We start from the raw sequence: 25,499 nt of genomic DNA, 5'->3' as shown, positions 1-25,499 counted from the left end.
TTCCAGAGGTCATCGCCGGCGGCGAAAGTGCCGGGAACAAACATCGTCCGACGCGTAGACATGACAGAATGGTCTAGTCCACAATGCGAAGGTAAAGCCTCCGCCCTCCCCGCACAGGAGGACGGACCGAGGATCCGACGCTCTCTGCCCTGACCGCGGCGGATCCTCACACGGCCGGAGGGACCGCACACCCGACGGCTGTTGTTAACTCCGGGCTGCGGTGCCGGGAGGGCTGAGGGTCCCTCCCAGGCGCCGCGGCCCGCGGGTGTCTCAGGGCCTGTCACCGCCACAGGTCCCGGCGCCGCGCCAGGTACCCTCGGCTCCGTGCCCTCCATGAACGACCTCGTACGCCAGCACACCGCCCTCGGCGACTCCGACCTCGAGTGGCTCCACCTGCTGGTCTCGGAGTGGCAGCTGCTCTCCGACCTCTCCTTCGCCGACCTCGTGCTGTGGGTCCCGACCCTCGACGGCACCCGGTACGTCTCCGTCGCGCAGATGCGGCCCAACACCGGCCCCACCTCCTACCAGGACGACATGGTCGGCCATCTCGTGCCGCGCGGCCGCCGCCCGCTGCTCGACGCCGCGCTCGACGAGGGCCGCATCGTCCGCGAGGGCGACCCCGAGTGGCGCGAAGAGGTACCCGTACGGGTCGAGTCCATCCCCGTACGCCGCGAGGGCCGCGTCCTCGGCGTGATCGCGCGCAACACGAACCTGCTCACGGTCCGCACCCCGTCCCGCCTCGAACTGACCTACCTCCAGTCGGCCTCCGACCTCGCCCAGATGATCGCGGCCGGCTCCTTCCCGTTCCCGGACCAGCAGGTCGACATGGACGCCTCGCCGCGCGTCGGCGACGGCCTCATCCGCCTCGACGCCGACGGCGTGGTCCAGTACGCGTCCCCGAACGCGCTCTCCGCGTACCACCGCCTCGGCCTCGCCGCCGACCTCGTCGGCCACCACCTCGGCCGCACGACCGCGGAACTCGCCCCGTCGCGCGGCCCGGTGGACGAAGCGCTCGCCAAGGTCGCCAGCGGCTGGGCACCGCGCGAGTTCGAGATCGAGGGGGAGGAGGGGTCGATCCAGCTCCGCGCGATCCCCCTCAAGCCCAAGGGCACCCGCATCGGTTCACTCGTCCTGCTCCGCGACGTGACCGAACTGCGCCGCCGCGAGCGCGAGTTGATCACCAAGGACGCGACCATCCGGGAGATCCACCACCGGGTGAAGAACAACCTCCAGACCGTCGCCGCGCTGTTGCGCCTCCAGGCCCGCCGCATCGACTCCGACAGCGGCCGCGAGGCGCTGGAGGAGGCGGTCCGCCGCGTCGGCTCCATCGCCATCGTCCACGAGACGCTGTCCCAGAACCTGGACGAGCGCGTGGAGTTCGACGAGATCGCGGACCGGGTGCTCGCCATGGTCGCGGAGATCTCGCCCGGCGCGGTCACCGGCCGCCGCACCGGACGGTTCGGCATCCTGGACGCCGAGGTCGCCACCCCGCTCGCGATGGTCCTCACCGAGGCCCTGCAGAACGCGCTTGAACACGGCTTCCGGCAGGGCGACACCGGCACGGTCGAGGTCTCCGCCGTGCGCGGCGGCACCACCAAGAACCAGCGCCTGCTGATCACGATCACCGACAACGGCGTGGGCCTGCCCGAGGGCTTCGACCCGAAGCGCGCCGGCAACCTGGGCCTGCAGATCGTGCGCACCCTGGTCGAGGGCGAGCTGGGCGGATCGTTCGACATGGTCCCGGCCCCCGACCGCGGCACACAGGTCGTCCTCGACATCCCCATCGACGGCGCCAAGTAACGGACGCCACACCCGCACACGCAGGGTCACCATCCGCGCAATCGACGCATCCGCAAACGAAACGCGCGAACAGCACACGCGAACAGCACACGCGAACAAACAGCACCCGGATACGACAGTGAGCCCCGGACCAGATGGTCCGGGGCTCACTGTCGTCTTGCCCGGGTCTACATCCCGGGCTGAGCCTGGGTGGAGCTTCGGGGGTACTGCGCGCTGCGGCTCGGGGGCGGGAGTTGCGTACTCGCTGTACGCGCCGCCGGGCTCAGGCTCGTGGGGGGCGTGGGTGTCAGGCGCTGGCCTGGCGTGCACGGTTGCGGGCGGCGCGACGCTTCATGGCGCGGCGCTCGTCCTCGCTGAGGCCTCCCCAGACGCCGGAGTCCTGGCCGGACTCGAGCGCCCACTGCAGGCACTGCTCCATGACGGGGCAGCGGCGGCAGACGGCCTTGGCTTCCTCGATCTGCAGCAGCGCAGGACCGGTGTTGCCGATGGGGAAGAAGAGCTCGGGGTCTTCCTCGCGGCAAACGGCGTTGTGACGCCAGTCCATGGCTGCTACCTCTCCTTGGTATTACGTGAAACTTGCTTGTGAATGTGAACGCTTTCACGAATCCCCTGACAACGGAAGGGACTTCCGTCACATATGTGACGACGGTCCTATGTGTTGAGGAGGGGGTTCGGGCTCTCTGTGGGGCCGATGTTGCGGGCCGTCCCGAGCGCCATGTAGAGATTCGCAAACCTCGGCGGCGGATACAACCCCTTCGGGAAAGTTTTTTTTGATTCCTCGGTGTCGGCTAGGTCACAGCCGTACTTCCATGGGGTGGATCCTGGCCCAAACGTTCGAGATAAAGGACTTTGGGCTCTTCCACTCACACAATCACACGCAGTGCACGACGTACGCCTGTGAACGTCACGCTCGTACGCAGCCCCAGGTGGTCACCGTCCATCTGGAGGGGCAGGGGAACCTTCGAATGCAAGGTGAAGTCGGTCAGGTCGTGGAGCGTTACCGCGCTCTTGCCGTGGGGGCCGCGATCGGGCGTCGAAGTCAGCAGCTGAGTGCCGTAACGGGCCACCGCCGAAGCCGACAGTTTCTTGAGTCCGAGCACGTCAAGGCCGGTGTCGAAGGACGCGTCAGGGGTCGGAAAGAGCGGTCGGTTGCCGAGATACGTCCACGGTGAGGTGTTGCTCACTATGGAGACGACCAGATCCGTGACCGGGTCCTCGCCCGGCCGTTCGAGCGTCATCGTGCCGCGCCGCCGGTCGGGCTCACCGAGGAACTGGCGCACCACCTGTCGCACGTACAGGGCGTGAGTCGAACGCTTGCCGCGTTCACGCTGCTGCTCGACCCGGCCCACCACACCCGCGTCGAAACCGAGCCCCGCACTGAACGTGAACCAGCGGGACGGCACCGCCTCGTCCTCCGTCCCCGGGGTGCCGGCCGCGAGCCCGAGGCCCACCGTGCGCTCCCGCTCCTCGCGCAGGGCGTCGAGCAGGGCGCCGGTTGCCTCCACGGCGTCGTTGGGCAGGCCGAGGGCGCGCGCGAAGACGTTGGTGGAGCCGCCGGGGACGACGGCGAGGCGGGGGAGGCGCTCCGGGTCGGGGCCGTGGTGCAGGAGGCCGTTCACGACCTCGTTGACCGTGCCGTCGCCACCGAGGGCGACCACGAGGTCTATGTCGTCACTCTCCGCGGCCTGCCGGCCGAGGTCCCTGGCGTGCCCGCGGTACTCCGTGGTGATCGCCTCGAGCTTCATCTCGCTCGCCAGCGCGTGGATCAGCACATCACGCGTACGCGCACTGGTGGTGGTTGCCGCTGGATTGGCCACAAGAAGTGCACGCATGAGAGGCAGGGTACCTACCGGGTGGTACTCGGCCCAGACCGAGGTAGGAGTCCGGTAAGAAGCGGCGGCCTGGGGTGCCCCGGACCCGCGGCGGCCGGGCCGTGTCCCCTGCGGGCTACCCTGCTGAGGTGAGCTCTGCGCAGAACCCCACCCCCACCGACGACGCGACCACCGACGAGGGACCGCGCCCCGGACGACTGACCGCGGCCGCCGCGCTGGCCGGACTCGAAGGGGTCGCCCTGCTCGTCGGCGGCGCCTTCATGCTCGTACAGGGGCTCTCGGGTCACCCCGACAACACTCAGCAGGCCGTGACCGGCGGTGTCACGCTCGCCGTCCTCGCCCTGCTGCCGCTGATCGCGGCGCGCGGACTCCTGAAGCGGCGCAGCTGGAGCCGGGGTCCCGCGATCATCACGCAGATCATGGCCCTGCCGGTCGCCTACACGCTGCTCCAGGCGAACAGCGTGATGATCCCCGGCGGGATCGCCCTCGCCGTCGTCGCCGTGACGGCCCTGGTGCTGCTCGTGAACCCCGCCACCACGCGGGCGCTCGGTATCAAGACGCCGGGCGCCGCGGGCGACGTACAGAAGTAGCGCTCAGAAGCAGGGCTCAGAACGTAGGGCTCAGAACGTAGGGCTCAGAAGTAGCGCTTCTCACTCCTCGACGAGGAGCTTCTCGCGGAGCTGGGCGAGGGTGCGGGCCAGCAGCCGGGAGACGTGCATCTGCGAGATGCCGACCTCCTGCGCGATCTGCGACTGCGTCATGTTCCCGAAGAAACGAAGCAGCAGGATCCGCTTCTCCCGCGGAGGCAGGTCCTCCAGAAGCGGCTTGAGGGACTCGCGGTACTCGACGCCCTCCAGCGCCTCGTCCTCCGCACCCAGCGTGTCCGCGACAGCGGGCGACTCGTCGTCCGTGTCGGGGACGTCCAGGGACAGTGTGGAGTACGCGTTCGCCGACTCCAGGCCCTCCAGGACCTCCTCCTCCGAGATCGCCAGCTTCTCGGCGAGCTCGTGGACCGTGGGGGACCGGCCGTGCAGCTGCGACAGCTCGGCCGTCGCCGTCGTCAGCGCGAGCCGCAGCTCCTGAAGACGCCGCGGGACGCGCACCGCCCAGCCCTTGTCGCGGAAGTGCCGCTTGATCTCACCGACCACCGTCGGCGTCGCGTACGTGGAGAACTCCACGCCGCGCTCCGGGTCGAACCGGTCCACCGACTTGATCAGACCGATCGTCGCGACCTGCGTCAGGTCGTCGAGCGGCTCCCCACGGTTACGGAAGCGGCGGGCCAGGTGCTCGACGAGCGGCAGGTGCATACGGACCAGCTGATTGCGCAGGTCCGCGTACTCCGGGCTGTCGTTCTCCAGGGTGCGCAGCTCGATGAACATCGCCCGCGCGCCGCTGCGGTCCCGCGGATCGTGCGTGCGCTGCCGCTCATCGTTTCGCTCGTGCTCGCTCATCCATCCCGCCCGTCGCGCGTCCGGTCCCTCGGAGATCATCTCTCCGCCGGCCGGCTCTGCCTGCTCCGACGCATCGGCCGCCACCGGACCCGGCCGGTCCGGGTCCGCGGAGTCCTCCGGGTGCGGCCGGGCCTGCTGTTCGGGGATACCGGCGGCCAGCCGCCGCATCCCCTCCCTGCCGTCGGCCGGGAGGTCCTGTGTGCCGTGCTTCTCGTCCCGCACCGGCCCGTCCCCGTCCCTCACGCCGGCCCGGGACCCGCGCCGCGCTGTTTGTAGAGGCTGATCGAGACCGTGTTGTCGTCGGCGACGGAGGAGTCCACCTTGCCCGCGAGGGCCGACAGCACCGTCCAGGCGAAGGTGTCGCGCTCCGGGGCGCGGCCCTCGGTGGTCGGGGCCGAGACCGTCACCTCCAGCGAGTCGTCGACGAGCCTGAAGACGCAGCTGAGAACGGAGCCGGGCACCGCCTGCTGGAGCAGGATCGCGCACGCCTCGTCCACCGCGATGCGGAGGTCCTCGATCTCGTCGAGGGTGAAGTCCAAACGCGCCGCGAGGCCGGCCGTGGCCGTCCGCAGCACCGACAGGTAGGCACCCGCAGCCGGCAGCCGGACTTCTACGAAGTCCTGATTCCCGGGCTCGCCTGCGATCTGGGACACCCTCACCTCCATGGTCGTACAAGCACTTTCGGGCTCCGGAGGGCTCGTCCCCCGGGTGTGTGCTACGTGTTCAGCGGTGACGCTACCGCGCACCCTTGTCTTCTGTCCCGGGGACCCCCGGCCCGAAGGTGTCACTCATCGTAAGTCTACGGGTACGGACAGTTGCCGGAAGGTGTGCGGGCCCAATTGGACGGAGGGGGCGCCGGGTTGACGTACCCAGGCCTCGCGCGCTCGAACCTCAGACGAGCAGGTTGTCCACGAAGCACCAGCGCCAGCTCTCACCGGGCTCGAACGTCCGCATCACCGGATGGCCGGTCTCCTTGAAGTGCCGCGACTCGTGCTGGAGCGGCGACGAGTCGCAGCAGCCCACATATCCGCACACCAGGCAGAGCCGCAGTTGCACGGGATGGGTGCCGGCCGCGACGCATTCGAGACAGGTGTCGCTCAGGGGCGCCGGTTCGGGCGGCAGCGCTTCGATGTGCTGGCACTCGTTCATGATGGCCAGGTTACGACGGGCGCGGATGCGAGGGACGGGCTGATGGACGTATTGCCCCTGGTGGGACTGATCGCGGGGAGCGCGGCGGTGGCGGGGGCCGCGCGCAGGACACCGGTCTCCGCTCCGCTGCTGCTCGTCGCCGTCGGGCTCGGGGCGTCGTACGTGCCCGGGGTGCCGCACTACACGCTCGACCCGCACATCGTGCTGCCGCTCGTCCTGCCGCCGCTGCTGCACACCGCGGCCCTGGAGAGCTCGTACCTCGACCTGCGGGCCAATGTGAGACCGGTGGCGCTGCTCTCCGTGGGGTATGTGCTGTTCGCGACCGTGACGGTGGGCTGGCTCGCGTACGAGCTGATCCCCGATCTGCCGCTGACGGCCGCGCTCGTCCTGGGGGCGGTCGTCGCCCCGCCGGACGCGGTCGCCGCGACGGCCATCGCGCGGCGGGTGGGGCTGCCCGCGCGGATCACGACGATCCTCCAGGGCGAGTCCCTGGTGAACGACGCGACCGCCATCACCGCCTACAAGGTGGCGCTGGCCGCCGCGGTCGGGGCGGGCGCCAGCTGGGCGGGCGGCATCAGAGAATTCCTGGTGGCGTCCGTCGGCGGGGTCGGGGTCGGGCTCGTCCTGATGGTGCCGCTGCACTGGCTGCGGACGCATCTGCGCGAGGCCGTCCTCCAGAACACGCTCTCCCTGCTCATCCCGTTCGTCGCCTACGCGGCCGCCGAGCAGGTCGGCGCCTCCGGAGTGCTGGCTGTCGTCACGGTCGCCCTTTATCTGGGGCACCGCTCCTGGCAGGTCGACTTCGAGACGCGCCTCCAGGAGGCCGCTGTGTGGAAGGTCGTCGCCTTCATCCTGGAGTCGACGGTCTTCGCACTCATCGGACTGCAACTGCCGGTCGTCCTGAAGAACCTCGGCGAGTACACCGTCGGTGAGTCCCTCGGGTACGCCCTCGCGGTCTTCGTCCTCGTCGTGCTGATGCGCTTCGTGTGGTCGTATCCGGCGACCTATCTGCCCTTGTGCCTGTCGTCGCGGATCAGGGAGCGGGAACGGGACACCGACTGGCGGCGGCCGCTGATCGTGAGCTGGGCCGGGATGCGCGGGGTCGTGTCGCTCGCGATCGCGTTCTCCATCCCGCTGGTCCTCGACGACGGGAGCCCGTTCCCGTCACGCAGCCTCGTCCTCTTCCTGACGTTCACGACCGTCATCGGCACGCTGGTCGTGCAGGGGCTCTCGCTGCCGTGGCTGATCAAGATCCTTAAGCTGCCGGGCCGCGACGCGAAGGCCGAGACGCTGGTCGAGGCGCAGGCGCAGACCCTCGCCTCGCAGGCCGCCGAGGCGCGTATCGACGAGCTGATGGCGGACCGGCGCAACTGCCTGCCCCAGCCCCTTGAGGACCGGCTGCGGACCGTCCTGGAGCGGCGCCGCAACTCCGTGTGGGAGCGGCTCGGCCAGACCAACCCGATCACGGGAGAGTCCGCCGACGACACCTACCGCAGGCTCACCCGCGAGGCGATCGCGGCCGAGCGCGAGGTCTTCGTACGGATGCGGGACGAGCGGCGGATCGACGACGAGATGATGCGCACGCTGCTGCGCAAGCTGGACCTGGAGGAGGCGGCGGCGAGCCGCGAAGTCGACGAGTGAGGGGGCCTGCCGGCCGGGCTTTTCAGGGGGATGTGCCGGGGGAGCGGGCGCTACGGAGGTGTCTACGGGGAGGGCGTGCCGGTGGGGCGGGTGCTTCGGAGGTGCTTACGGAGAGGTGCTTACGCGGACGGCGTGCCGGTGGAGCGGGCGCTCCGGAGGTGCCTACGGGGAGGTGCCTACGGGGAGGGCGTGCCGGTGATGACGGCTATGAGGCGCGTGCCTGGCGCGAATGTGCCCTCCTCTGTGAGGGTCAGCAGGGCGTGCAGCAGTTTGGCCACATAGAGCTGCTCCACCGGGACGCCGTGGCGCTGTGCGAAGTCGTCGGCGAAGGCGAGAAGGGCGGGGGTGGTGCGGCCGTAGCCGCCGCCGTGGAAGCGCTCGTCCAGGGACCAGTCGCCGCGCCGTCCGCCGAACGCCGCCTCCTGGAGGGCGCGTATCTCGTCGCCGAGGAAGCCGCCCTTCAGGACGGGTATGCCGAGGGCGCGCTGTCCTTCGTCGAGTCCCGCCGCGAGTCCGGCGAGTGTGCCGCCGGTGCCGCACGCGACGCCGACAACGTCGGCCTTGCCGCGCAGCTCCTCCCCGAGCGCCACGCAGCCGCGCACGGCGGCGACGTTGCTGCCGCCCTCGGGGACGACGTAAGGAGCCCCGTCGGACTCGTCGGCCACCTCGCGCAGGATCCGCGCGAGCGTGTCCGGATCCCGCTTCTGCCGGTACGTCGTGCGGTCGACGAAGTGCAGGCGCATACCGTCGGCCGCGCAGCGCGCGAGGGACGGGTTCAGGGGCTGGCCGGCGAGCTCGTGACCGCGTACGACGCCGATGGTGCGCAGCCCGAGGAGACGGCCGGCCGCGGCCGTGGCGCGCAGGTGGTTGGAGTACGCGCCGCCGAACGTGAGCAGTGTGCGGTGGCCTCCGGCGGTCGCCGCCTCCAGGTTCGGGGCCAGCTTGCGCCACTTGTTCCCGGGCAGGTCGGGGTGGATCAGGTCGTCCCGCTTCAGCAGCAGCCGCACCCCGTGCCGGCGGAACCGGTCGTCGTCGACCTGCTCCACCGGCGAAGGCAGCCGGGGGCGCAGATGTGAGGACGGCGAGGTCGGCGGGGTGGACGGGGCCGGCGGGGTCATCCGGACATTGTGCAATCCGTCCGTGAAGGGCCGCGTGCCGAGGGCACGCTACTTGAGCCGGTCGTGGACGCGGGCCCGCATCGAGGCCATGGTGAAGCCGCGCGGGTCGACCTTTCCCGGCTGCCACTCCTTGTGACCGATCACCGACCGCTCGGACCAGCCGTGATGCCGGCACACCGCTGCCGCGGCTCTCTCGACGGCCTCCAGCTGGACCGCGGGCCAGGGGTCCTCGCCGTCGCCGAGGTTCTCGCACTCGAAGCCGTAGAAGTAGCGGTTCCCGTCGGTGTTCGCCTCGTTGTCGTGCGGTAGCGCCTTCTCGGCGATGACGGCGCGCAGGACGTCGTCGTCGCCGAGACCGGCGTGGTTGGCCCGGCCGTAGCCGACGAGGTGGACATGGCCGTCCTTCGTGATGACGCCGTGGCACAGCGGGCCCGGCAGGTCCGCGTGCCCGACGCGGCAGAGCTCGACGGTCCGCTCGCTGCCGGACGTCGCCGTGTGGTGGATCATCACGCCGTGCACGGGACCCCAGGGGCCTTTGTGATTGCGATTGTGGTGCCGCCAGTCGCCGACCTCGACCACGGTCAGGCCTTCGTGCCTGAGTGCGGCCAGGAAACTGCTCGCGGACATGGGCGAGGCCACGGCCGCCTCCTTCGCGGATGCGACGGCGGCCGGACGCCGCCGTCTCGTACCGCCGCTTGTACCCGAACCGGCGTGCCAGAACGACTTGTTCGCATCGCGTGCGAGTCGTTCCGGTCACCTGAAGCGAGCCGTTCCGGTCACGGGAGCGCGCCGTTCCGGTCGTCGCGGGTGGTCCGGTCAGGAGGGCTGCCGTGGTTCGGCCAGGGCTGCGCGGGCCTTCCGGTCAGGAGGGAGGTGCCGGCACGCTCAGCTCCGCAGGAACGCGTCCCCGTGTTCCGCGGCATGGCTCTCCACCGCTCCGAGCGCGGCCTGCGTCGCCTCGGTGGTGCCCGTCCCCTTGCGCTCCGCGTAGTACGCGGCGCCCAGCTTCTTCAGGAGGTCGCCGCCCGTCCGCTGCGCCTGCACCTCGTCCAGCTTCTGTTTGCCTTGCGTGAGCCCGCGCTGCGCCTGTTCCTTGGCGCGGTCCAGGAAGCTCGACATCACTGTCTCCCGTCATCCGTGAAGCGGTCGTCCGTTACTGGCGTCATTCCTCGTCGGTGTCGCGGTGTACCGGTTGAACGCCCGCCAGGATCTTGAAGTTCCTCCATTTGGGCGTTCAACTCCCGGGAAATTGGGCAACATGCCCCTTCATCCCTCGCTCAACCCCCCTCGTTCGTGTAATAGCGCCGCCATGATCCCGGCTGAAAGTCTTGACGCCGCAGGTCAGTTCTTGATCGGGAGGCAAAGTTCATGTCGGTAGGCGAAGAAGTCCGCGCGGAACAGACCCCGCCGCAGCAGAGTCTCGGCACAGCGGCCGCGCGGAATCTGGCCACCACCACCAAGTCCGCCCCGCAGATGCAGGAGATCAGCTCCAGGTGGCTGCTGAAGATGCTGCCCTGGACGGACGTGCAGGGCGGCACGTACCGGGTGAACCGGCGGCTCAGCTACTCGGTCGGTGACGGGCGTGTCACCTTCGTGAAGACCGGCGACGAAGTACGGGTCATCCCCGCCGAGCTCGGCGAACTGCCGGTCCTGCGGGACTTCGGGGACCAGGAGGTGCTCGGCGAGCTGGCGTCCCGCTGCCGGCAGCGGGAGTACCAGCCGGGCGAGCTGCTCGCCTCCTTCGGCAGCTCCGCCGACGAGGTCTTCCTGCTCGCCCACGGCAAGGTCGAGAAGGTCGGCACGGGTCCCTACGGGGACGACGCCGTCCTCGGGACCCTCGCCGACGGGGCGTACTTCGGCGAGCAGGCACTCGTCGAAGCGGACGCCATCTGGGAGTACACGGCACGCGCCGTGACCGCCTGCACCGTGCTCACCCTGCCGCGCAACGACCTGGAGCAGGTCGCCGAGCGTTCCGAGAGCCTCGCCGCGCACCTGCAAGCGCTGCGCTCCCTGCCGGAGCAGCGCACCAACAAGTACGGCGAGAAGCAGATCGACCTCTCCGCCGGCCACGTCGGCGAGGCGGTGCTCCCCGGCACGTTCGTCGACTACGAGTCCGCGCCGCGCGAGTACGAGCTGAGCGTCGCCCAGACCGTCCTGCGCATCCACTCACGCGTGGCGGACCTCTACAACCAGCCGATGAACCAGACGGAGCACCAGCTGCGGCTCACCGTCGAGGCGTTGAAGGAGCGCCAGGAGCACGAGCTCATCAACCACCGCGAGTTCGGCCTCCTCAACAACTGCGAGTACGACCAGCGGATCCAGCCGCACGCCGGCGTGCCCAGCCCGGACGACATGGACGAGCTGCTCAGCCGCCGCCGTGGCTCGAAGCTGTTCCTCGCCCACCCGCGCGCGATCGCCGCGTTCGGCCGCGAGTGCAACAAGCGGGGCCTCGTCCCGGAGTCCGTCGACATCGGCGGCACCCGGATCCCGACCTGGCGCGGCGTACCGATCTTCCCGAGCAACAAGATCCCGATCTCCGACGCGCGGACGACGTCCATCATCTGTATGCGTACGGGCGAGGAGGACCAGGGCGTCATCGGCCTGCGGCAGGCGGGCATCCCGGACGAGATCGAGCCGAGCCTGTCGGTGCGCTTCATGGGCATCAACGAGCAGGCGATCATCTCCTACCTGGTGACGACGTACTACTCCGCCGCGGTGCTCGTGCCGGACGCGCTCGGTGTCCTGGAGAACGTCGAGATCGGCAGGTGGAGTTGACGCCCGGCACCCGGTCCGGGGGGCGCTCATGACGCGGACGAAGCAGTCGTCGGTGCCACACCAGCAGGAGGCGCAGGGGGCAGGCATAGCCGCCGCCGGGGCCGTGGCGGCCTCGGACGGACAGGAGGCGGCGGCGATCCTGGCGCAGGCCAGGACGCAGGTGGACCCGGAGCTGCGCAGGGCGATCGAGACCCTCCCGGGGTCGCTGCGCCGTGTCGCGCTCTACCACTTCGGGTGGGAGCACGCGGACGGCACTCCGGCGGCGGGGCACGCGGGCAAGGCCATCCGGCCGGCGCTCGTCCTCGCCGCGGTGCGGGCCCTGGGCGGAACCCCGGAGCTCGCCCTACGGGCCGCGGCGGCCGTGGAGCTCGTCCACAACTTCACACTGCTGCACGACGACGTCATGGACCGCGACACCACGCGCAGGCACCGGCCGACCGCGTGGACCGTCTTCGGTGAGGCCGACGCGATCCTGGCGGGCGACGCGATCCAGGCGCTCGCGCAGCGGCTGCTCGCCGAGGACCCGCATCCGGCGGCCCGCGAGGCGGCGGTCCGGATCGCGGCCTGCGTCATGGAGCTGTGCGAAGGCCAGGTGACCGACGTCGCCATGGAGAGGCGCCGTCCGGACGAGGTCACGCTCGACGAGTGCCTGGTCATGGCGGAAGCGAAGACGGGGGCGCTGCTGGGCTGCGCCTGCGCGATCGGCGGGCTGTACGCGGGGGCCGGGGAGGAGGAGGTCGCGGCGCTCGACCGGTTCGGCAGGGAGGCCGGTCTCGCGTTCCAGCTGATCGACGACATCATCGGGATCTGGGGGGACCCGGCCCGTACGGGCAAGGCGGCGGGCGCGGATCTTGCGGTCCGCAAGAAGTCCCTGCCGGTGGTGGCGGCACTGGCCTCCGGCACACCGGAGGCCGCGGAACTGGCCGCGCTCTACGGGGTGTTGGAGCCGGACGACGCTCCGCCGGAGGAAGGGGAGCTGGAGGCCATGGCGCTGGTCGTCGAGCGGGCCGGAGGGCGCGACTGGGCACAGCTCCATGCCGCTGACCGGATGTCCCGCGCGGTGCACCAGTTGTCCCGGGCGGTACCGGAGCCTGAGGCCGCGGACGGATTGCTGTCGCTCTCGGAGTTCGTGACTCGGAGGAGCCACTAAGGGAGGGGTGCCAGGGGAGACGCAGGGGAAGGTGACGTGACGGGCGGGTCCCGCACTCCGGGAGGGGTGCGGGGCCCGCCTGCGTGTTGGACGGGGCCGGTGCTCGGGGAGGCGTGAGGGCCCCGCCCGCGTGTCGTCGCGGAGTCCGCGCTCGGGGAGGTGTCGGGTCCGTCCCATGCGCACGGGGGCGATCGCCTAGGCTGCCGATGGGTCGGCGTATCGGCGGCCAACTGGCTTAGTAGAGCGGCCTGTTGACTCGGGCCGCGAAGTTCGAGGGGGCGGGGGCGACGATGGGTGTGGCGATCCGGAGGGCCACGGAGGACGACCGGGCGGCTCTTGTGCGGCTGCTCGACCTGGCGTTCATGGACGACCCGGTGAGCGGCTGGGTCTTCCCCGACCTGGCCCACCGCCGCCGTACGCACGCGGGCCTGATGGCCGCCTTCGTCGACATCGCGCTGGCCCAGGGGTGGGCTGACATGACGGAGGACGGGACGGCGGCCGCGCTCTGGCTCTCGGTACCGGGTGCGGAAGCCGCAGCTGCCGTAAAAACAGACGCCGGCGATGCCCCCGCGCAGCTGCGTGCCGCCGTGGACCCGGACAACGAACGCGTGGAGAAGATCGGCCGGCTGACCTCGGCCGCTCACCCGCGTGGGCGCGCGCACGAATACCTGTGGATGATCGCCGTGGAGCCGGCCCGGCAGGGCGAGGGTCTCGGCACCGCGTTGATGACGCCCGTGCTCGACCGGTGCGACCGTGACGGTGAGGCGGCTTACCTGGAGGCGAGCAGCGCGCGTAGCCGTGGGCTGTACGAGCGGCTGGGGTTCACCTGTCACGGGAGCGGGATCACGCTGCCGGACGGGCCGACGATGTGGCCCATGTGGCGGGATCCGCAAGGGGGTTGAGCCCAGTAGCCTGGTCGGACGGCCACCGGTCCGGACGTCCGGCGCCGCACGGCCACCTGCCCTACTCACGCCCGGCAAGCGCGAGGGCGCGGTCACCGTCTCCGCGCCGCCGGGGAGGCCCGCCTCGGTGCGCAACGAGACGCAGGGACCCGTAGAGCGAGCCGCCGGCGACGTACAACAGGGACGCATAGCGCTGGGCGTCGGAGACGTACAGCAGGAAGCCCCCGCACCCTCGCCGCTAGAATTTTTTCCGGGCGGTGTCGAGAACGCTGTTGCCGCTCCGACGTCTCCAGTGAAGCCGCCCGCGCCCGGCGGACGGCGGGCCGAAGGAGCGCAGCCATGAAGTACCTGATGATGGTGCAGGGCACACAGCTCGACTACGAAGCGATGCGGGGCAAGGCGTCCGAGGGCAATCCGGCCTGGGACGGGAACGACCTGAAGGCCATGTTCGCCCATATGCAGAGCATCAACGACGACCTCGCGGAGTCCGGGGAGATGCTCGACGGCAACGGTCTCGCGGAGCCCGCGCGGACCCGGTTCGTCACCCCCGGCGAGGACGGACGGCCCGTGATCAGTGACGGCCCCTACGGGGAGACCAAGGAACTGCTCGCCGGTTACTGGGTTCTCGAATGCGAGAACCTGGACCGCGTCACCGAGATCGCCAAGCGCGTGGCCGAGTGCCCCGCCCCCGAGGGCGCACCCGTCCGCCCCGTCGTCATCCGCCCCATCCTGGACGGCGCCGGCGACCTCGCCTGAGGGCCGCGACCGAGGACCTGCCGCAGTGCTGAGCGCCGAGACCGAGGACCTGCTGCGCCGCCACGCGCCGCAGGTCCTCGGCGCGCTCGTACGCCGGTACGGGCATTTCGACGCCGCCGAGGACGCCGTGCAGGAGGCGCTGCTCGCCGCCGCGTCGCAGTGGCCCGAGAGCGGGGTGCCAGGCAACCCGCGCGGCTGGCTGATCAAGGTCGCGTCGCGCCGGCTCGTCGACACCCTGCGCAGCGACGACGCCCGCCGCCGGCGAGAGGAGGCGGACGCGGCGCTCACCCCGCGTGACGCGTTCACGGCACCGCCGCCCGGCGAGAGCCGCGCCCCCTCCGAGGACGACACCCTCACCCTGCTCCACCTGTGCTGCCACCCGGACCTCACCCCCGCCGCCCAGATCGCCCTCACCCTGCGTGCCGTGGGTGGCCTGACGACCGCCGAGATCGCCCGCGCCCACCTCGTGCCGGAGCCGACGATGGCGCAGCGGATCAGCCGCGCCAAGCAGCGGGTGCGAGGCGTGCGGTTCAGCCCTCCCGAGGACTGGCGCGAGCGCCTGCCCGCCGTTCTCCAGGTCCTCTACCTGATCTTCAACGAGGGGTACACGGCCTCGTCGGGTCCCCGGCTCCAGCGCGCCGACCTGGCCCGCGAGGCGATCCGGCTGACCCGGGCCGTCCGCGCGCTGCTGCCCGGCGAGGGCGAGGTCGCGGGGCTGCTCGCGCTCATGCTGCTCACCGACGCGCGCCGCGCGGCCCGCACGGACGCGGCGGGCGAACTGGTCCGCCTCGACGAACAGGACCGCTCCCTGTGGGACCGCGCGGCGATCGCGGAGGGCGTCGCGCTGGTCGCCGTAGCGCTCCCGCGCGGACCGGTCGGCCCGTATCAACTCCAGGCGGCCATCGCCGCGTTGCACGACGAGGCGCCGCGCGCGGAGGACACCGACTGGCCGCAGATCCTCGGCCTGTACGACCTGCTCGTGCGGGTGGTGCCCGACGGGGACGCGATGGCCGCGCTGGGCCGGGCGGTCGCCGTGGCCATGGTGCACGGCCCCGAGGCGGGCCTCGCGGAGACGGACAAGCTGACGGACGTCCTCGGCGGACACCATCGGCTGGCCGCCGTGCGGGGTCACCTCCTGGAACTGGCCGGAGACCGCGACGCGGCACGCGCGGCGTACCAGGCGGCAGCGGCCGCGACGCTCAGCGGCCCGGAGAAGCGGTACCTGGAGCTCCGCTCGGCCCGACTTGGGTGAGGCATTGGAAACGGTGCCCTCGGCGGGCGGCCCGTACGTTGTCCCGTATGACCGAACTCCTGCACATCACCGAGCGCGCCCTGTGGGACGCGGCTCAGCCCTCCGGCGCCTACGAGATGTCCACACGCGGCAAGACGCTCGCCGAAGAGGGCTTCATCCACTGCTCGCTCGCCGACCAGCTCCAGCGCGTGGCCGACTTCCTGTATGGCGGCTACAAGGGGCCGGACGAGCTGGTGGTGCTGGTCATCGACAGTGCGCGGGTGCCTTCGCCGATCAGGTTCGAGGCGCCTGAGCCGGGAGGTGAGGAGTTCCCGCACATTTACGGGCCGCTGCCGGTCGACGCGGTGACGGAGGTACGGGGGTGGGGCGCCCCGGCGTAGGGGGGGCGACCCGCGCGGCGGGCGGTGCGGTGGGCGGTGCGGCGGGCGGTGCGGCTCACGGGATCGGCGTAATGGGACTCAGGTTCCTTTAGGTGGCTCCATACTGCTACCTTTGGCGTGCCCTAATGGGAACGTAGAACCATTTAAGGAGCCCGCCATGTCGTCGGCGCCCACGCAGCCCACCCCTGCGCAGTCCACCCCCACGCAGCCCACTCCCGCACAGCCCACCCCCACCCCGCCCGCCGCACCACCACCCCTCCGCATGACGGGCCGCCAGAAGCTCGTCCTCGCTCTCCTCCTTGGTGCCCAGTTCATGATCGCCGTGGACTTCTCGATCCTGAACGTCGCGCTGCCCGTCGTCGGCAAGGGTCTCGGCTTCCCGCTGTCCCAACTCCAGTGGATCGCCACGTCGTTCGCCCTCGCCGCCGCCGGGTTCACCCTCCTCTTCGGCCGCGTCGCCGACCTCGTGGGCCGCAAGAGGCTGTTCCTGGTCGGCATGGCGGTCCTCGGCGCTTCGTCACTCCTCGGAGGGCTCGCCGGTTCACCCGAAGTCCTGCTCGTGGCAAGGGTGTTGCAAGGTCTCGCGACCGCCGCCGTCACCCCGGCCGGACTCGCCCTCCTGACCACCGCCTTCAAGGAAGGGCGGCTCCGCGAACGCGCGCTCGGCCTCAACGGCGCGCTCATGTCGGCCGGATTCACCGCGGGCGCCATCCTCGGCGGGCTCCTCACCGACCTGCTGTCCTGGCGCTGGGCGTTCTTCGTCAACGTCCCCGTGGCCGCGCTCGTCCTCGCCCTCGCCCCGTCCATGATCACCGACTCGCGCCCCGCGCACCGCCCCCGCCTCGACCTGCCCGGCGCCGCGACCGTCACCGGCGGACTGCTGCTCCTGGTCCACGGACTCACGCAGGCAGGCGAAACCGGCTGGGGCGCCCCCACGACCCTGGCCGCGCTGCTCGCCGGCGCCGCACTCCTCGTAGCGTTCGGGTTCGTCGAGAAGCGGGCCGCCGCACCCCTCGTACCCCTCCACATCCTCAAGCGACGCAGCGTGATCTGGGGCAACGCGACCGGTCTCATCGCCTTCGTCACCGAGACGTCCCTCGTCTTCCTGCTGACGCTCTACCTGCAGGAAGTCCTCGGCTACTCGCCGCTCGCGACGGGCCTCGCCTTCGGTGTCCTCGGCCTCGGCACCGTGCTCGGCGGCACGCTCGGCGGCCGGGCCGTCGGACGCTTCGGCAACCGGCGCACGATCGTCGTCGGAGGCGTCGTCCAGGCCGTCGCGACGCTCGCCCTGGTCGCCCTCGGCTCGTCGGGTGCCTGGATCTGGCTGCTGCTCGTGGCCACGTTCGTCGGGGGCGTCGGCAACATGCTGATGATCGTCGGCTTCATGGTGACGGCCACGTCCGGACTGCCCGACGAGGAACAGGGACTCGCCACCGGACTCGCCACGATGACCCAGCAGGTCGGCATCGCCATGGGCATCCCCGTGATGAGCGCGGTCGTGACGGCTCGCATCGGCGACGCGGCAGGACCGGGCGCGGTCCTGACCGGGGTCTCGACGGCCGTACTCGTCAACTCCCTGCTGGTGGCGGCTGGTTCGGTACTGGCCGGGCTCGGCCTTGGACGCGACAAGGCGCGCGCCTGAGCTCGGTGCCGCTGCATGATGGACGCATGTCCGATCACACCGAGACCGTGAAGCTCCCGTCGGCCATCGACCAGGACGCGCTCCTCGCCCTCGCGAACGGCCACCACGCCCGTGCGGTACGCCCGTTGGGCAGCGCGGAACGCTCCGGTCACCTCGTCAAGACGTACGCCATCGAGGCGCCGGGGCGCGCGGTGACGGAGGCGGACGTCGCGGCGGTCGCGCCGCTGGTCGACGCGCACCTGGCGCTCGGCGGCGTACGTGGCTCCCTCGGGCTCGCCGTGGTCCTGCTGCACGCCGGGGGAGACGGCGACTACGTCCTCGTCCACACGTGGATCGAGGGCCACATGTCCGACCTGGCGGTCTTCACCGGCCCGGCGGGACGCCCGGAACTGCTGCGCCCCGGCCGCGTCGGCCTCGCCCCTTGCGTATGGGAGGCGGCCGTACTCGCCCACGAGCGCACGGCGTTCACGCGCCACGTCCTCGACGGCGAGGGGGCGCTCGCGGACCGCCTGACGGCCTGGACGGCGGACGTCACGAAGGAGGCGGCCCGCTGACCTGCTTCTCCTAGGAGGCGAGCAGCCCCCGCAGGGACTGGGCCATCGCGGCGACGAACGCGGTCCGCGTCTCCTCGCTGACCAGGTCGAGGGACAGATAGGGGTTCAGGTCCTCCAGCTCGACGAGGAGCAGCTCACCCTCGGGCGTACGGCACGCGTCCACGCGCTGGATGCCGTGGTCGACGGTGTTCCAGTCGACGAACCGCTGCGCGAACTCCCGGTCGGCGTCGGTCGGTTCGTACGGTTCGAGGACCCACCGCTCCTCCGGCCGGGGCGCGTACAGGGCGTACTGGAAGGTGCGGTCGACGAAGTAGAACGACACCTCGTACTGGAAGCGGATCCGCGGCTGGACCAGGGTGCCGCCGTCGAGCGCCAGGCCGGGCAGCGCCTCGGGGCCGACGAATTCGAGGCCGATGGAGTCGGCGCCGAGGACGGGCTTGACCGCGTACTCGTCCACCTCGGGCAGGAGGTGGAGGTCGGCGGTACGGTTCACGGTCGGTATGACCGGATACCCGGCGGCGGTCAGATCGAGCAGATACGCCTTGCCGGCCATGTCGGCCTTGCCGGTCAGCTCGGTGTAGACGGGCACGCCGTTGGCGAGGGCCTTCTCGCGGAACGCGTCGTAGGCGGCCTGGTAGTGCAGCACGGGCCCGCTGTTACGCACCACGACCGCGTCGAAGCCGTCCATCAGGGCGGCGGCGTCGAGCGGGTGGCACAGAGCTACGTCGAAGTCCTCACGCAGGCGCGAGGTCAGCCAGATGTCCTCGTCGCAGTAGCGCCGCCCACGGGCCGGGTACGCGAGATCGGTGACGTAGAGGATGCGGGGGCGTGACTGGTCCATCCGCAAAACGCTACCCGAGCCCACCCCAAACGCCGACAGCACCCGGCTCCGCGCGGATGCAGGGTGCTGTGGGACGGGACAAACGACGGGAAGGCGTCAGGCCTTCTTCGTTTCCTGGTGATGGGGCGGGTCGGTGACTTGCGGGGTTGTTCCTTGCGGGGTGCTGACCTGGCCTTTTGGTGATGGCTGGCGAAGGGGTAAGACGGTCTTGATCGGGTGTCCTGCGGACTGTGTGCGGACCAGCACCCCGAAACCGAACCCACGGCCGTTGTACCGGGAGTTGGCTCGGGAGGGGTGGACCCGGTTGGTTGCCGGGGCCTGGGTCGAGGCGGGGCAGGAAGTGGACCTGCTGGTGCGGCTCCGGGCCGAGCAGGGGGTCTGTCCCCGGCTCGTCGTCAGTCATTACGCCGCCGCCGCGCTGTGGCGTACGGAGATGCCCAGGTCGGCGCCGCCCGTCATGCCCGAGTTCATCGACCCCGCGTGCCGGAAGCGGATCAAAGTGGGCCGGGGCGGGAGTCGGTGCGGGTTCATCGGGCGGTGCTGGACGGCGGGCTGTGCCCGGAGAGCCAGGTCGAGGTGGACACGGCCGACGGGCGGCAGGTGTTCCTCGACTTCCTGTTCCGGGCGGAGGGGCTCGCAGTCGAGATCGAGGGTGGGCGCAAATCATTCGTGAATTAGTCGGATCCCGGAACTAACGCCTCCGAGTGCATGCCGAAAGGGAAGCTTCCTAGTGGCGAGAGGCGATTGAATGATCTATGCCGCTTTCGTCCTGTATTTATGACAGGAGCACCTCAAGGCGCGGGTTTTACTTGGGGTGAAACGAAGGAGCGGGCAGCGTGAAGCGTCTTACTGGCTGAACAGCGAAACGTTAGCCAAACAGCAGCATGACGTTAGTCAGACGGGTCTTAATGATCAGTAGCGCGCATCAGTAGCGCACCACCGTCCCGCACCACCCCCCACACCACAGCAAGGAAGTCCCGATGCACGTCCAGCCGAAGCTGACGAAGAAGCTGACCCTCGCCACCGTGGCCGTCCTCGCGGGCCTGACTCTGACGGCCTGCCAGGACGGCAACACCGACGCCGCCCCGTCGCAGGACACCGCGTCCTCCCCCGCCGCCGAGAACTCCGCGGCCCCCTCGGGCAGCACCGGCGGCAACGGCGGCACCGCCACGGACGACGGCAGCAAGGGCGGCGGCTCCGGCAACGGCAACGGCAACGGCAGCGGCAGTGACAAGGGCAGCGGCGGCGGCCAGATCAACACCGGCCCGTGCAAGACGGCCAATCTCACCATCACCGCCGCCGACGGCATGGCCGAGGGCGACGTCCTGGTCAGCCTGAAGAACGACAGCGACGCCTGCTCGCTCAAGGGCTTCCCCGGCGTCGACCTGAACACCTCGGACGGCGACACGATGAGCGCGGACCGCACTGCGAACACCCCGCAGGAGGTCGTCCTCGGCGGCGGCGAGACCACCCGCTTCACGCTGCACTACCCGCCCAACCACACCGGCGGCACCGGCATCCGGGTCGTCTCCATCGTCGTGACCCCGCCGAACGAGACGCACTCCAAGACGGTCCGGATCGGCCTCAGCATGCCGGTGGAGGAGGCCGGCTCGGAGACCGGTCCGGGCGTCACGGTCGACCCCGTCGGCTACGGCAAGCAGTGACGTGAATCCTCTCCCCGAAGGGAGAGGATTCTGGCCTTCCGGTCCGGAGCCCGCGCCGCTACGCGGCGCGGGCTCCGGCCTGGATTCCCTGGCTTCCTGCCTAACCACGCCCCACCACGGCACTGGGCCGTGGTCTTGGGGGGGTGCTCCACAGGCATACGCTGCCCGTCCGGCGACGTCCTTCACATTGGTGGCGGCGTTGATGTCGCGGTCCAGATGCGCACCGCAGGCGGGACAGTCCCATTCCCTGATGTCGAGGGGTTTGGACCCGTCGACATGCCCGCAGGCGTGGCAGCGGCGGGTGGTCGGTTCGAATCGGCCGATCTTCACGAACGCCCGCCCGTAGCGTTCGCACTCGTACCGGAGCATGTTCACGAACGCGGCCCAGCCCGCGTCGTGCACGCTCTTGGCCAATCCGGTGCGCGCCATTCCTGACACCGCGAGGTCCTCCACGGCGACCGCTTGGTGTTCACGGACGACGCGGGTGGACAGCTGGTGCTGGAATTCGCGGCGCGCGTCGACAACTTGAGCCTGCACACGAGCGACCTTCAACCGGGCTGTGTCCCGGTTCTTCGACCCTTTCTTCTTCCGGGCCAGCTCACGCTGAGCCTTCTCGAGCTTCTTCTCCGCCCGGCGCAGAAACCGCGGGGAGGAGATCTTCGTGCCGTCGGACAGGACCGCGAAGTGCTTGAGCCCGAGGTCGATCCCGACGGCGGGCAGGCCCTCGGCGTTCCTGGTGAAGCGGACGGACTACCGATGGTCCTTGCGGGACTTGAACACCGGCGGCCCGACCTTAGAGGTTGTCTCACGTGGCGTGTTTCGCCGGCTTCTTGTAGCAGGTCAGCCTGGCGGCGAGGCCGGGGAAGGCGAGGAAGTGGGAGCCGTTTCGTTCGTATCGGATGGTGAGGCGGCGGTAGCAGAAGAGCCAGGCGATGGACCGCTCGATCTACGACGTTCTAGTACGCGGCATGACCGCCGCCGTCATGCCGCCTTACGTCCGCGCGGCGATCGTCGTCCTGGCCGGATCAGGCTTGCGCATAGGCGAGTTGCTGGGACTCAAGGTGTCGGACGTCGACTTCAAGAACGGCACGATTTGGGTTGTGTGGCAGCGGCTGCAGTCCGGCTTGATCGGGCCGCCGAAGACCGGTAAGTCCCGGCGCACGGTGCCGGTCAGTGAGGTTGTCACCGACGCCTCCTCACACACCCGGCCGCGCGTCCCTCCAAGGACTGGCTGTTCACGATGGAGGAGGGCGAGCCCCTCAACTACCGCCGCTGGAAGACGGAGTGGAATTGCGCTCGCCGCGCGCTCCCGGCGGCGGAGAGCGGGGCGGCCGAGCGCGAGGGCCGCAAGCCCGTCGAGCTGCCGCACATGGTGACCCACGACCTGCGCCACTTCTTCGCCTCCGCCCTCATCGCGGGCGGAGCGAGCGTCAAGCAGGTCCAACAGCACGCTGCGGATCTACGCCCACCTGTGGCCGGGCGAAGAAGACCGCACCCGGACCGTCATGGACGCCGTGCTCGGCGGCCTGCGGACCGGGTGCGGACAGGTAGACCAGACGATCGAAGAAATCGCAGGTCAAGCGGCATGATCGAAGATCAGGCCTTCTTCGTCTCCCAGAAGATCTTGTCGATCTGGGCGATGTAGTCCAGGGCCTTCTGGCCCGTCGCCGGGTCGGTGGACGCCTTGGCGGCCGAGAGGGCCTTCAGGGTGTCGTTGACCAGCTGGTGCAGCTCCGGGTACTTCTCGAAGTGCGGGGGCTTGAAGTAGTCGCTCCACAGCACCGACACGTGGTGCTTCGCGAGCTCGGCGCGCTGCTCCTTGATGACCGTGGCACGCGCCTGGAAGTGCACGTCGTCATTGCCGGCCATCTTCTCCTGGACGGCCTTGACCGACTCGGCCTCGATGCGGGCCTGGGCCGGGTCGTACACGCCGCAGGGGAGGTCGCAGTGCGCGCTGGCCTTCACCTTGGGGGCAAACAGGCGGGAAAGCATGTAGCTGTCCTTCCTCGTGATCGTCTTCTCAGGTGGGACATTACTCCGTGCCAGAGGGGTTTTCTCGGGTGCCCCCTTGGGCTTAGTACAAAAGTCCAGGGTGTGACCGGGACTGGTGGAGTATGGGACCGGCGGACCGGCGGGCGGATCCGGGGAGGATGTCTTCATGCCTGAGGCAGTGGCGGATACGCGGGAGGCCAGGGTGCCGTTCCAGATCATCGAGGTGGACGGGCCGTCCATGGTGCCCACGCTGTATCCGGGCGACTGGATGCTCGTGCACCACGGCGCCCGGGTGCGGCCGGGGGACGTGGTGATCCTGCGGCACCCCTTCCAGCAGGATCTGCTCGTCGTGAAGCGGATCTCCGAGCGGCGCGAGGGGGGTTGGTGGGTGCTCGGCGACAACCCTCACGCCGGCGGTGACAGCGAGGTGTACGGGACGGTGCCCGACGACCTCGTCCTCGCCAAGGTGCGGGGCCGGCTGCGGCGCCGTAAGCCGTGGGTCGAGGGCGAGGGTCAGCGCTCGCTCACGGCCGTCGCCTCCTGGGCGTTCCGCGCGGTGCGGCCCGTGCTGTCCGACCGGTTGGCCTCGGCGCGCTTGCGGGCGCGGTAGGCCGCGACGTTGGCCCGGGTCGCGCAGCGGTCCGAGCAGTAGCGCCGGGAGCGGTTCGTCGACGTGTCCAGGTAGGCGTTGCGGCACGGCGCCGCCTCGCACAGGCCGAGCCGGTCCACGCCGTGCTCCGTGAGGTGGAAGGCGAGGCCCATCGCGGCGATCGCCGCGTAACCCGCCGTCGCGTTCGACGGATGGTCGGCCAGGTGCATGTGCCACAGCGGGCTGTCGTCGTCGTGACGGTGATCGTGCCCGGAGATCTGCGGGCTGACCGGGAACTCCAGGAGCAGCGAGTTCAGCAGGTCGACCGCGAGGGTCTCGTCGCCGCCGTCCGCCGCCTCGAAGACCGCGCGCAGCCGCGCCCGTACGCCCCGGAAGCGGGTCACGTCGGCGTCCGTCGCGCGCCGGGCCGCCGACTGGTTGACGCCGAACAGCCCGCGCACCGCCTCGACCGTGGTCAGGGAGTCCTTGCCGCGCCCCGGTTCCTCGCTGTTGACCAGGCGTACGGCGTAGTCCGAGTAATAGGCCAGTTCCACTTGTAGTCCTTACCGGGGTGGTCTGTCTGCTGGCGGGCGGGCGTAATGGACGCTCTCTCTATGAGGGTATTACGAGTGCGAGGGTTCCCGACGCATGGGTGCGCACGCGAAAGGGGGCGGTGCGGACCTGTGGTCCGTACCGCCCCCTTCCCCGGATCCGCCGGGTTACAGCACCTTCGAGAGGAAGGACTGGGTGCGTTCGTGCTGGGGGTTGGTCAGCACGTCACGCGGGTTGCCCGATTCCACGACGACGCCGCCGTCCATGAAGACGAGGCTGTCGCCGACCTCGCGGGCGAAGCCCATCTCGTGGGTGACCACGACCATGGTCATGCCCGACTCGGCCAGGTCCCGCATGACGTCCAGGACGTCCCCGACCAGTTCCGGGTCCAGGGCCGAGGTCGGCTCGTCGAACAGCATCAGCTTGGGGTCCATCGCGAGCGCGCGGGCGATCGCGACGCGCTGCTGCTGGCCACCGGACAGCTGCGAGGGGTAGTTCCCCGCCTTGTCGCCAAGGCCGACGCGTTCCAGGAGCTGGGCGGCGCGTTCGCGGGCCGCGCTCTTGGACTGGCGCTTGACCTGGACCGGGGCCTCCATGACGTTCTCGAGGGCGGTCATGTGGGGGAACAGGTTGAAACGCTGGAACACCATGCCGATGTCACGGCGCTTGAGGGCGACCTCGCTGTCCTTGAGCTCGTAGAGCTTGTCGCCCTTCTGCCGGTAACCGACCAGGTCACCGTCGACGTAGAGGCGGCCGGCGTTGATCTGTTCCAGGTGGTTGATGCACCGCAGGAACGTCGACTTGCCCGAGCCGGAGGGGCCGATGAGGCAGAAGACCTCGCCCTCCTTGACCTCCAGGTCGATGCCCTTGAGGACCTCGACCTGACCGAACGACTTGTGGACGCCTTCGGACTTCACCATCGCGGTCATGCGGACGCGCCTCCCCTCGGGCGGCCAAGGGACAGCATGTTCGCCTTGACCTTCTGGAACGGTGTTGCGGGCAGGGAGCGGCTGGAGCCGCGGGCGTAGTAGCGCTCCAGGTAGTACTGGCCCACGCTCAGGACCGAGGTGAGGACCAGGTACCAGGCGGCGGCGAGGAAGAACATTTCCACCGGGGCGCCGGAGTTCTGGCCGATGTCCTGGGCGTAGCGGAACAGTTCGTAGAACTGGACCGCGGAGACGAGGGAGGTCGTCTTGAGCATGTTGATGACCTCGTTGCCCGTGGGCGGCACGATCACCCGCATCGCCTGCGGGATCACGATCCGGCGCAGGGTCTTGGCGTGGCTCATGCCCAGCGCGTGCGAGGCCTCCGTCTGCCCCTCATCCACCGACATCAGGCCGGCGCGGCAGATCTCCGCCATGTAGGCGGCCTCGTTCAGGCCGAGGCCGAGCAGGGCGGTGAGGAACGGCGTCATGAACGAGGACCAGTAGTCCTTGTAGATGGGGCCGAGGTTGATGTA

28 protein-coding genes and 3 pseudogenes are annotated in these 25,499 nt (G+C 70.1%); 15 read left to right on the top strand and 16 right to left on the bottom strand.

The window, feature by feature from the left end; genetic code table 11:
• Positions 1-333 precede the first annotated feature (333 nt).
• Complete coding sequence (locus ABZ893_RS29855; protein ID WP_361410198.1) at positions 334-1,800, top strand: PAS domain-containing sensor histidine kinase; 1,467 nt, start codon at positions 334-336, stop codon at positions 1,798-1,800.
• Positions 1,801-2,086: 286 nt separating this feature from the next.
• Here the strand turns inward: ABZ893_RS29855 and ABZ893_RS29850 are convergent, their stop codons facing one another.
• Both ABZ893_RS29850 and ABZ893_RS29845 read right to left on the bottom strand, forming a co-directional pair.
• Entirely contained in the window at positions 2,087-2,344 is a 258-nt protein-coding gene (locus ABZ893_RS29850) for a WhiB family transcriptional regulator (RefSeq protein ID WP_016639615.1), read from the bottom strand.
• A 319-nt stretch (positions 2,345-2,663) separates the two neighbouring features.
• Positions 2,664-3,632, bottom strand: a complete 969-nt coding sequence (locus ABZ893_RS29845) for a diacylglycerol kinase family protein (RefSeq protein ID WP_361409787.1) — start codon at positions 3,630-3,632, stop codon at positions 2,664-2,666.
• 128 nt (positions 3,633-3,760) lie between these two features.
• Between ABZ893_RS29845 and ABZ893_RS29840 the strand changes: the two genes are divergently transcribed.
• Positions 3,761-4,222 (top strand): hypothetical protein, encoded by a 462-nt coding sequence (locus tag ABZ893_RS29840; protein ID WP_361409784.1) that lies wholly within the window; start codon positions 3,761-3,763, stop codon positions 4,220-4,222.
• A gap of 60 nt (positions 4,223-4,282) precedes the next feature.
• Here the strand turns inward: ABZ893_RS29840 and ABZ893_RS29835 are convergent, their stop codons facing one another.
• The 3 genes from ABZ893_RS29835 to ABZ893_RS29825 form a co-directional block, all read right to left on the bottom strand.
• Complete coding sequence (locus ABZ893_RS29835; protein WP_361409781.1) at positions 4,283-5,326, bottom strand: RNA polymerase sigma factor SigF; 1,044 nt, start codon at positions 5,324-5,326, stop codon at positions 4,283-4,285.
• Entirely contained in the window at positions 5,323-5,736 is a 414-nt protein-coding gene (locus ABZ893_RS29830; RefSeq protein WP_361409779.1) for an anti-sigma regulatory factor, read from the bottom strand. Before ABZ893_RS29830 ends, ABZ893_RS29835 begins: the two co-directional genes overlap by 4 nt.
• A 238-nt stretch (positions 5,737-5,974) precedes the next feature.
• Positions 5,975-6,232 carry a UBP-type zinc finger domain-containing protein gene (locus ABZ893_RS29825; RefSeq protein WP_361409776.1) on the bottom strand — a complete coding sequence of 86 codons (258 nt, stop codon included), beginning with the start codon at positions 6,230-6,232 and terminating at the stop codon, positions 5,975-5,977.
• Between the two features lie 42 nt (positions 6,233-6,274).
• Here ABZ893_RS29825 and ABZ893_RS29820 point away from each other — a divergent pair, with 42 nt between their 5' ends.
• Positions 6,275-7,873, top strand: a complete 1,599-nt coding sequence (locus ABZ893_RS29820) for a Na+/H+ antiporter (RefSeq protein WP_361409773.1) — start codon at positions 6,275-6,277, stop codon at positions 7,871-7,873.
• 176 nt (positions 7,874-8,049) lie between these two features.
• On the opposite strand, the gene ABZ893_RS29815 is transcribed toward ABZ893_RS29820, so the two are convergent.
• The 3 genes from ABZ893_RS29815 to ABZ893_RS29805 all read right to left on the bottom strand — a co-directional run bounded on the left by ABZ893_RS29815 (position 8,050) and on the right by ABZ893_RS29805 (position 10,110).
• On the bottom strand, positions 8,050-8,991 hold the full coding sequence (locus ABZ893_RS29815; protein WP_361409771.1) for a pyridoxal-phosphate dependent enzyme: 942 nt from the start codon (positions 8,989-8,991) through the stop codon (positions 8,050-8,052).
• A 48-nt stretch (positions 8,992-9,039) separates the two neighbouring features.
• Positions 9,040-9,630 (bottom strand): N-acetylmuramoyl-L-alanine amidase, encoded by a 591-nt coding sequence (locus ABZ893_RS29810; RefSeq protein WP_361409769.1) that lies wholly within the window; start codon positions 9,628-9,630, stop codon positions 9,040-9,042.
• 246 nt (positions 9,631-9,876) lie between these two features.
• Positions 9,877-10,110, bottom strand: a complete 234-nt coding sequence (locus ABZ893_RS29805; RefSeq protein WP_361409766.1) for a hypothetical protein — start codon at positions 10,108-10,110, stop codon at positions 9,877-9,879.
• A 249-nt stretch (positions 10,111-10,359) separates the two neighbouring features.
• On the opposite strand from ABZ893_RS29805, the gene ABZ893_RS29800 reads away from it, so the two are divergent.
• From ABZ893_RS29800 to ABZ893_RS29765, 8 genes are all read left to right on the top strand, one after another.
• Positions 10,360-11,766 carry a family 2B encapsulin nanocompartment shell protein gene (locus tag ABZ893_RS29800; protein ID WP_361409763.1) on the top strand — a complete coding sequence of 469 codons (1,407 nt, stop codon included), beginning with the start codon at positions 10,360-10,362 and terminating at the stop codon, positions 11,764-11,766.
• Positions 11,767-11,794: 28 nt separating this feature from the next.
• Positions 11,795-12,916: a family 2 encapsulin nanocompartment cargo protein polyprenyl transferase gene (locus ABZ893_RS29795; protein WP_361409760.1), complete on the top strand. Its 1,122-nt coding sequence runs from the start codon at positions 11,795-11,797 to the stop codon at positions 12,914-12,916.
• Between the two features lie 290 nt (positions 12,917-13,206).
• Positions 13,207-13,818, top strand: a complete 612-nt coding sequence (locus ABZ893_RS29790; protein WP_361410195.1) for a GNAT family N-acetyltransferase — start codon at positions 13,207-13,209, stop codon at positions 13,816-13,818.
• A 339-nt stretch (positions 13,819-14,157) separates the two neighbouring features.
• Positions 14,158-14,574, top strand: coding sequence for a YciI family protein (locus tag ABZ893_RS29785; RefSeq protein ID WP_361409757.1), 417 nt, complete (start codon positions 14,158-14,160; stop codon positions 14,572-14,574).
• 28 nt (positions 14,575-14,602) lie between these two features.
• On the top strand, positions 14,603-15,826 hold the full coding sequence (locus ABZ893_RS29780) for a sigma-70 family RNA polymerase sigma factor (RefSeq protein ID WP_361410192.1): 1,224 nt from the start codon (positions 14,603-14,605) through the stop codon (positions 15,824-15,826).
• A 47-nt stretch (positions 15,827-15,873) separates the two neighbouring features.
• Positions 15,874-16,206 (top strand): DUF952 domain-containing protein, encoded by a 333-nt coding sequence (locus tag ABZ893_RS29775; protein WP_361409754.1) that lies wholly within the window; start codon positions 15,874-15,876, stop codon positions 16,204-16,206.
• A 157-nt stretch (positions 16,207-16,363) separates the two neighbouring features.
• Positions 16,364-17,848 (top strand): MFS transporter, encoded by a 1,485-nt coding sequence (locus ABZ893_RS29770; RefSeq protein WP_361409751.1) that lies wholly within the window; start codon positions 16,364-16,366, stop codon positions 17,846-17,848.
• Between the two features lie 26 nt (positions 17,849-17,874).
• Entirely contained in the window at positions 17,875-18,402 is a 528-nt protein-coding gene (locus tag ABZ893_RS29765) for a hypothetical protein (protein ID WP_361409748.1), read from the top strand.
• 10 nt (positions 18,403-18,412) lie between these two features.
• Here ABZ893_RS29765 and ABZ893_RS29760 read toward each other — a convergent pair whose 3' ends face one another.
• Both ABZ893_RS29760 and ABZ893_RS29755 read right to left on the bottom strand, forming a co-directional pair.
• Entirely contained in the window at positions 18,413-19,243 is an 831-nt protein-coding gene (locus ABZ893_RS29760) for a hypothetical protein (protein ID WP_361409745.1), read from the bottom strand.
• A gap of 402 nt (positions 19,244-19,645) precedes the next feature.
• Positions 19,646-19,774, bottom strand: coding sequence for a hypothetical protein (locus ABZ893_RS29755; protein ID WP_361409742.1), 129 nt, complete (start codon positions 19,772-19,774; stop codon positions 19,646-19,648).
• On the opposite strand from ABZ893_RS29755, the gene ABZ893_RS29750 reads away from it, so the two are divergent.
• Both ABZ893_RS29750 and ABZ893_RS29745 read left to right on the top strand, forming a co-directional pair.
• On the top strand, positions 19,763-19,921 hold the full coding sequence (locus ABZ893_RS29750; RefSeq protein ID WP_361409739.1) for a hypothetical protein: 159 nt from the start codon (positions 19,763-19,765) through the stop codon (positions 19,919-19,921). The two genes, ABZ893_RS29755 and ABZ893_RS29750, sit on opposite strands and share 12 nt — an antisense overlap.
• 302 nt (positions 19,922-20,223) lie before the next feature.
• Positions 20,224-20,907, top strand: coding sequence for a DUF4232 domain-containing protein (locus tag ABZ893_RS29745; RefSeq protein WP_361409736.1), 684 nt, complete (start codon positions 20,224-20,226; stop codon positions 20,905-20,907).
• 144 nt (positions 20,908-21,051) lie between these two features.
• On the opposite strand, the pseudogene ABZ893_RS29740 reads toward ABZ893_RS29745, so the two are convergent.
• Both ABZ893_RS29740 and ABZ893_RS29735 read right to left on the bottom strand, forming a co-directional pair.
• Positions 21,052-21,702: pseudogene (locus tag ABZ893_RS29740) on the bottom strand (RNA-guided endonuclease TnpB family protein); the annotation flags it as partial.
• A 10-nt stretch (positions 21,703-21,712) separates the two neighbouring features.
• A pseudogene (locus ABZ893_RS29735) lies at positions 21,713-21,853 on the bottom strand (IS5/IS1182 family transposase); the annotation flags it as partial.
• On the opposite strand from ABZ893_RS29735, the pseudogene ABZ893_RS29730 reads away from it, so the two are divergent.
• Positions 21,846-22,496, top strand: a pseudogene (locus tag ABZ893_RS29730) (site-specific integrase); the annotation flags it as partial. The pseudogenes ABZ893_RS29735 and ABZ893_RS29730 overlap by 8 nt on opposite strands.
• A gap of 7 nt (positions 22,497-22,503) precedes the next feature.
• Here the strand turns inward: ABZ893_RS29730 and sodN are convergent.
• The gene (gene sodN / locus ABZ893_RS29725; protein WP_361409733.1) at positions 22,504-22,899 is read right to left on the bottom strand and encodes a superoxide dismutase, Ni; all 396 of its coding nucleotides are present in this window, start codon (positions 22,897-22,899) and stop codon (positions 22,504-22,506) included.
• A 166-nt stretch (positions 22,900-23,065) separates the two neighbouring features.
• On the opposite strand from sodN, the gene sodX reads away from it, so the two are divergent.
• Entirely contained in the window at positions 23,066-23,509 is a 444-nt protein-coding gene (sodX, locus tag ABZ893_RS29720) for a nickel-type superoxide dismutase maturation protease (RefSeq protein ID WP_361409731.1), read from the top strand.
• Here sodX and ABZ893_RS29715 read toward each other — a convergent pair.
• From ABZ893_RS29715 to ABZ893_RS29705, 3 genes are all read right to left on the bottom strand, one after another.
• A complete protein-coding gene (locus tag ABZ893_RS29715; protein WP_361409728.1) occupies positions 23,413-24,042 on the bottom strand; it encodes a CGNR zinc finger domain-containing protein in 630 nt (209 codons plus the stop codon). The two genes, sodX and ABZ893_RS29715, sit on opposite strands and share 97 nt — an antisense overlap.
• 165 nt (positions 24,043-24,207) lie before the next feature.
• A complete protein-coding gene (locus ABZ893_RS29710; protein WP_361409725.1) occupies positions 24,208-24,969 on the bottom strand; it encodes an amino acid ABC transporter ATP-binding protein in 762 nt (253 codons plus the stop codon).
• A partial coding sequence (locus ABZ893_RS29705; RefSeq protein ID WP_361409722.1) for an amino acid ABC transporter permease occupies positions 24,966-25,499 on the bottom strand: 534 nt, incomplete at its 5' end. The genes ABZ893_RS29705 and ABZ893_RS29710, both read right to left, overlap by 4 nt.

This window comes from Streptomyces sp. NPDC046821, assembly GCF_040645335.1.
Lineage (GTDB): Bacteria > Actinomycetota > Actinomycetes > Streptomycetales > Streptomycetaceae > Streptomyces.
The sequence above is the reverse complement of the archived record's forward strand: the minus strand, read 5'-3'. Positions and strand labels throughout refer to the sequence as shown.

Excerpts from the sequence above, each read along its gene's own strand:
- ABZ893_RS29855 (WP_361410198.1), top strand. The coding sequence starts at position 334 with ATGAACGACCTCGTACGCCAGCACACCGCCCTCGGCGACTCCGACCTC.
- ABZ893_RS29850 (WP_016639615.1), bottom strand. The coding sequence starts at position 2,344 with ATGGACTGGCGTCACAACGCCGTTTGCCGCGAGGAAGACCCCGAGCTC.
- ABZ893_RS29845 (WP_361409787.1), bottom strand. The coding sequence starts at position 3,632 with ATGCGTGCACTTCTTGTGGCCAATCCAGCGGCAACCACCACCAGTGCG.
- ABZ893_RS29825 (WP_361409776.1), bottom strand. The coding sequence starts at position 6,232 with ATGAACGAGTGCCAGCACATCGAAGCGCTGCCGCCCGAACCGGCGCCC.
- ABZ893_RS29820 (WP_361409773.1), top strand. The coding sequence starts at position 6,275 with ATGGACGTATTGCCCCTGGTGGGACTGATCGCGGGGAGCGCGGCGGTG.
- ABZ893_RS29815 (WP_361409771.1), bottom strand. The coding sequence starts at position 8,991 with ATGACCCCGCCGGCCCCGTCCACCCCGCCGACCTCGCCGTCCTCACAT.
- ABZ893_RS29805 (WP_361409766.1), bottom strand. The coding sequence starts at position 10,110 with ATGTCGAGCTTCCTGGACCGCGCCAAGGAACAGGCGCAGCGCGGGCTC.
- ABZ893_RS29800 (WP_361409763.1), top strand. The coding sequence starts at position 10,360 with ATGTCGGTAGGCGAAGAAGTCCGCGCGGAACAGACCCCGCCGCAGCAG.
- ABZ893_RS29795 (WP_361409760.1), top strand. The coding sequence starts at position 11,795 with ATGACGCGGACGAAGCAGTCGTCGGTGCCACACCAGCAGGAGGCGCAG.
- ABZ893_RS29790 (WP_361410195.1), top strand. The coding sequence starts at position 13,207 with ATGGGTGTGGCGATCCGGAGGGCCACGGAGGACGACCGGGCGGCTCTT.
- ABZ893_RS29785 (WP_361409757.1), top strand. The coding sequence starts at position 14,158 with ATGAAGTACCTGATGATGGTGCAGGGCACACAGCTCGACTACGAAGCG.
- ABZ893_RS29775 (WP_361409754.1), top strand. The coding sequence starts at position 15,874 with ATGACCGAACTCCTGCACATCACCGAGCGCGCCCTGTGGGACGCGGCT.
- ABZ893_RS29770 (WP_361409751.1), top strand. The coding sequence starts at position 16,364 with ATGTCGTCGGCGCCCACGCAGCCCACCCCTGCGCAGTCCACCCCCACG.
- ABZ893_RS29765 (WP_361409748.1), top strand. The coding sequence starts at position 17,875 with ATGTCCGATCACACCGAGACCGTGAAGCTCCCGTCGGCCATCGACCAG.
- ABZ893_RS29760 (WP_361409745.1), bottom strand. The coding sequence starts at position 19,243 with ATGGACCAGTCACGCCCCCGCATCCTCTACGTCACCGATCTCGCGTAC.
- ABZ893_RS29755 (WP_361409742.1), bottom strand. The coding sequence starts at position 19,774 with ATGAACCCGCACCGACTCCCGCCCCGGCCCACTTTGATCCGCTTCCGG.
- ABZ893_RS29745 (WP_361409736.1), top strand. The coding sequence starts at position 20,224 with ATGCACGTCCAGCCGAAGCTGACGAAGAAGCTGACCCTCGCCACCGTG.
- sodN (WP_361409733.1), bottom strand. The coding sequence starts at position 22,899 with ATGCTTTCCCGCCTGTTTGCCCCCAAGGTGAAGGCCAGCGCGCACTGC.
- sodX (WP_361409731.1), top strand. The coding sequence starts at position 23,066 with ATGCCTGAGGCAGTGGCGGATACGCGGGAGGCCAGGGTGCCGTTCCAG.
- ABZ893_RS29710 (WP_361409725.1), bottom strand. The coding sequence starts at position 24,969 with ATGACCGCGATGGTGAAGTCCGAAGGCGTCCACAAGTCGTTCGGTCAG.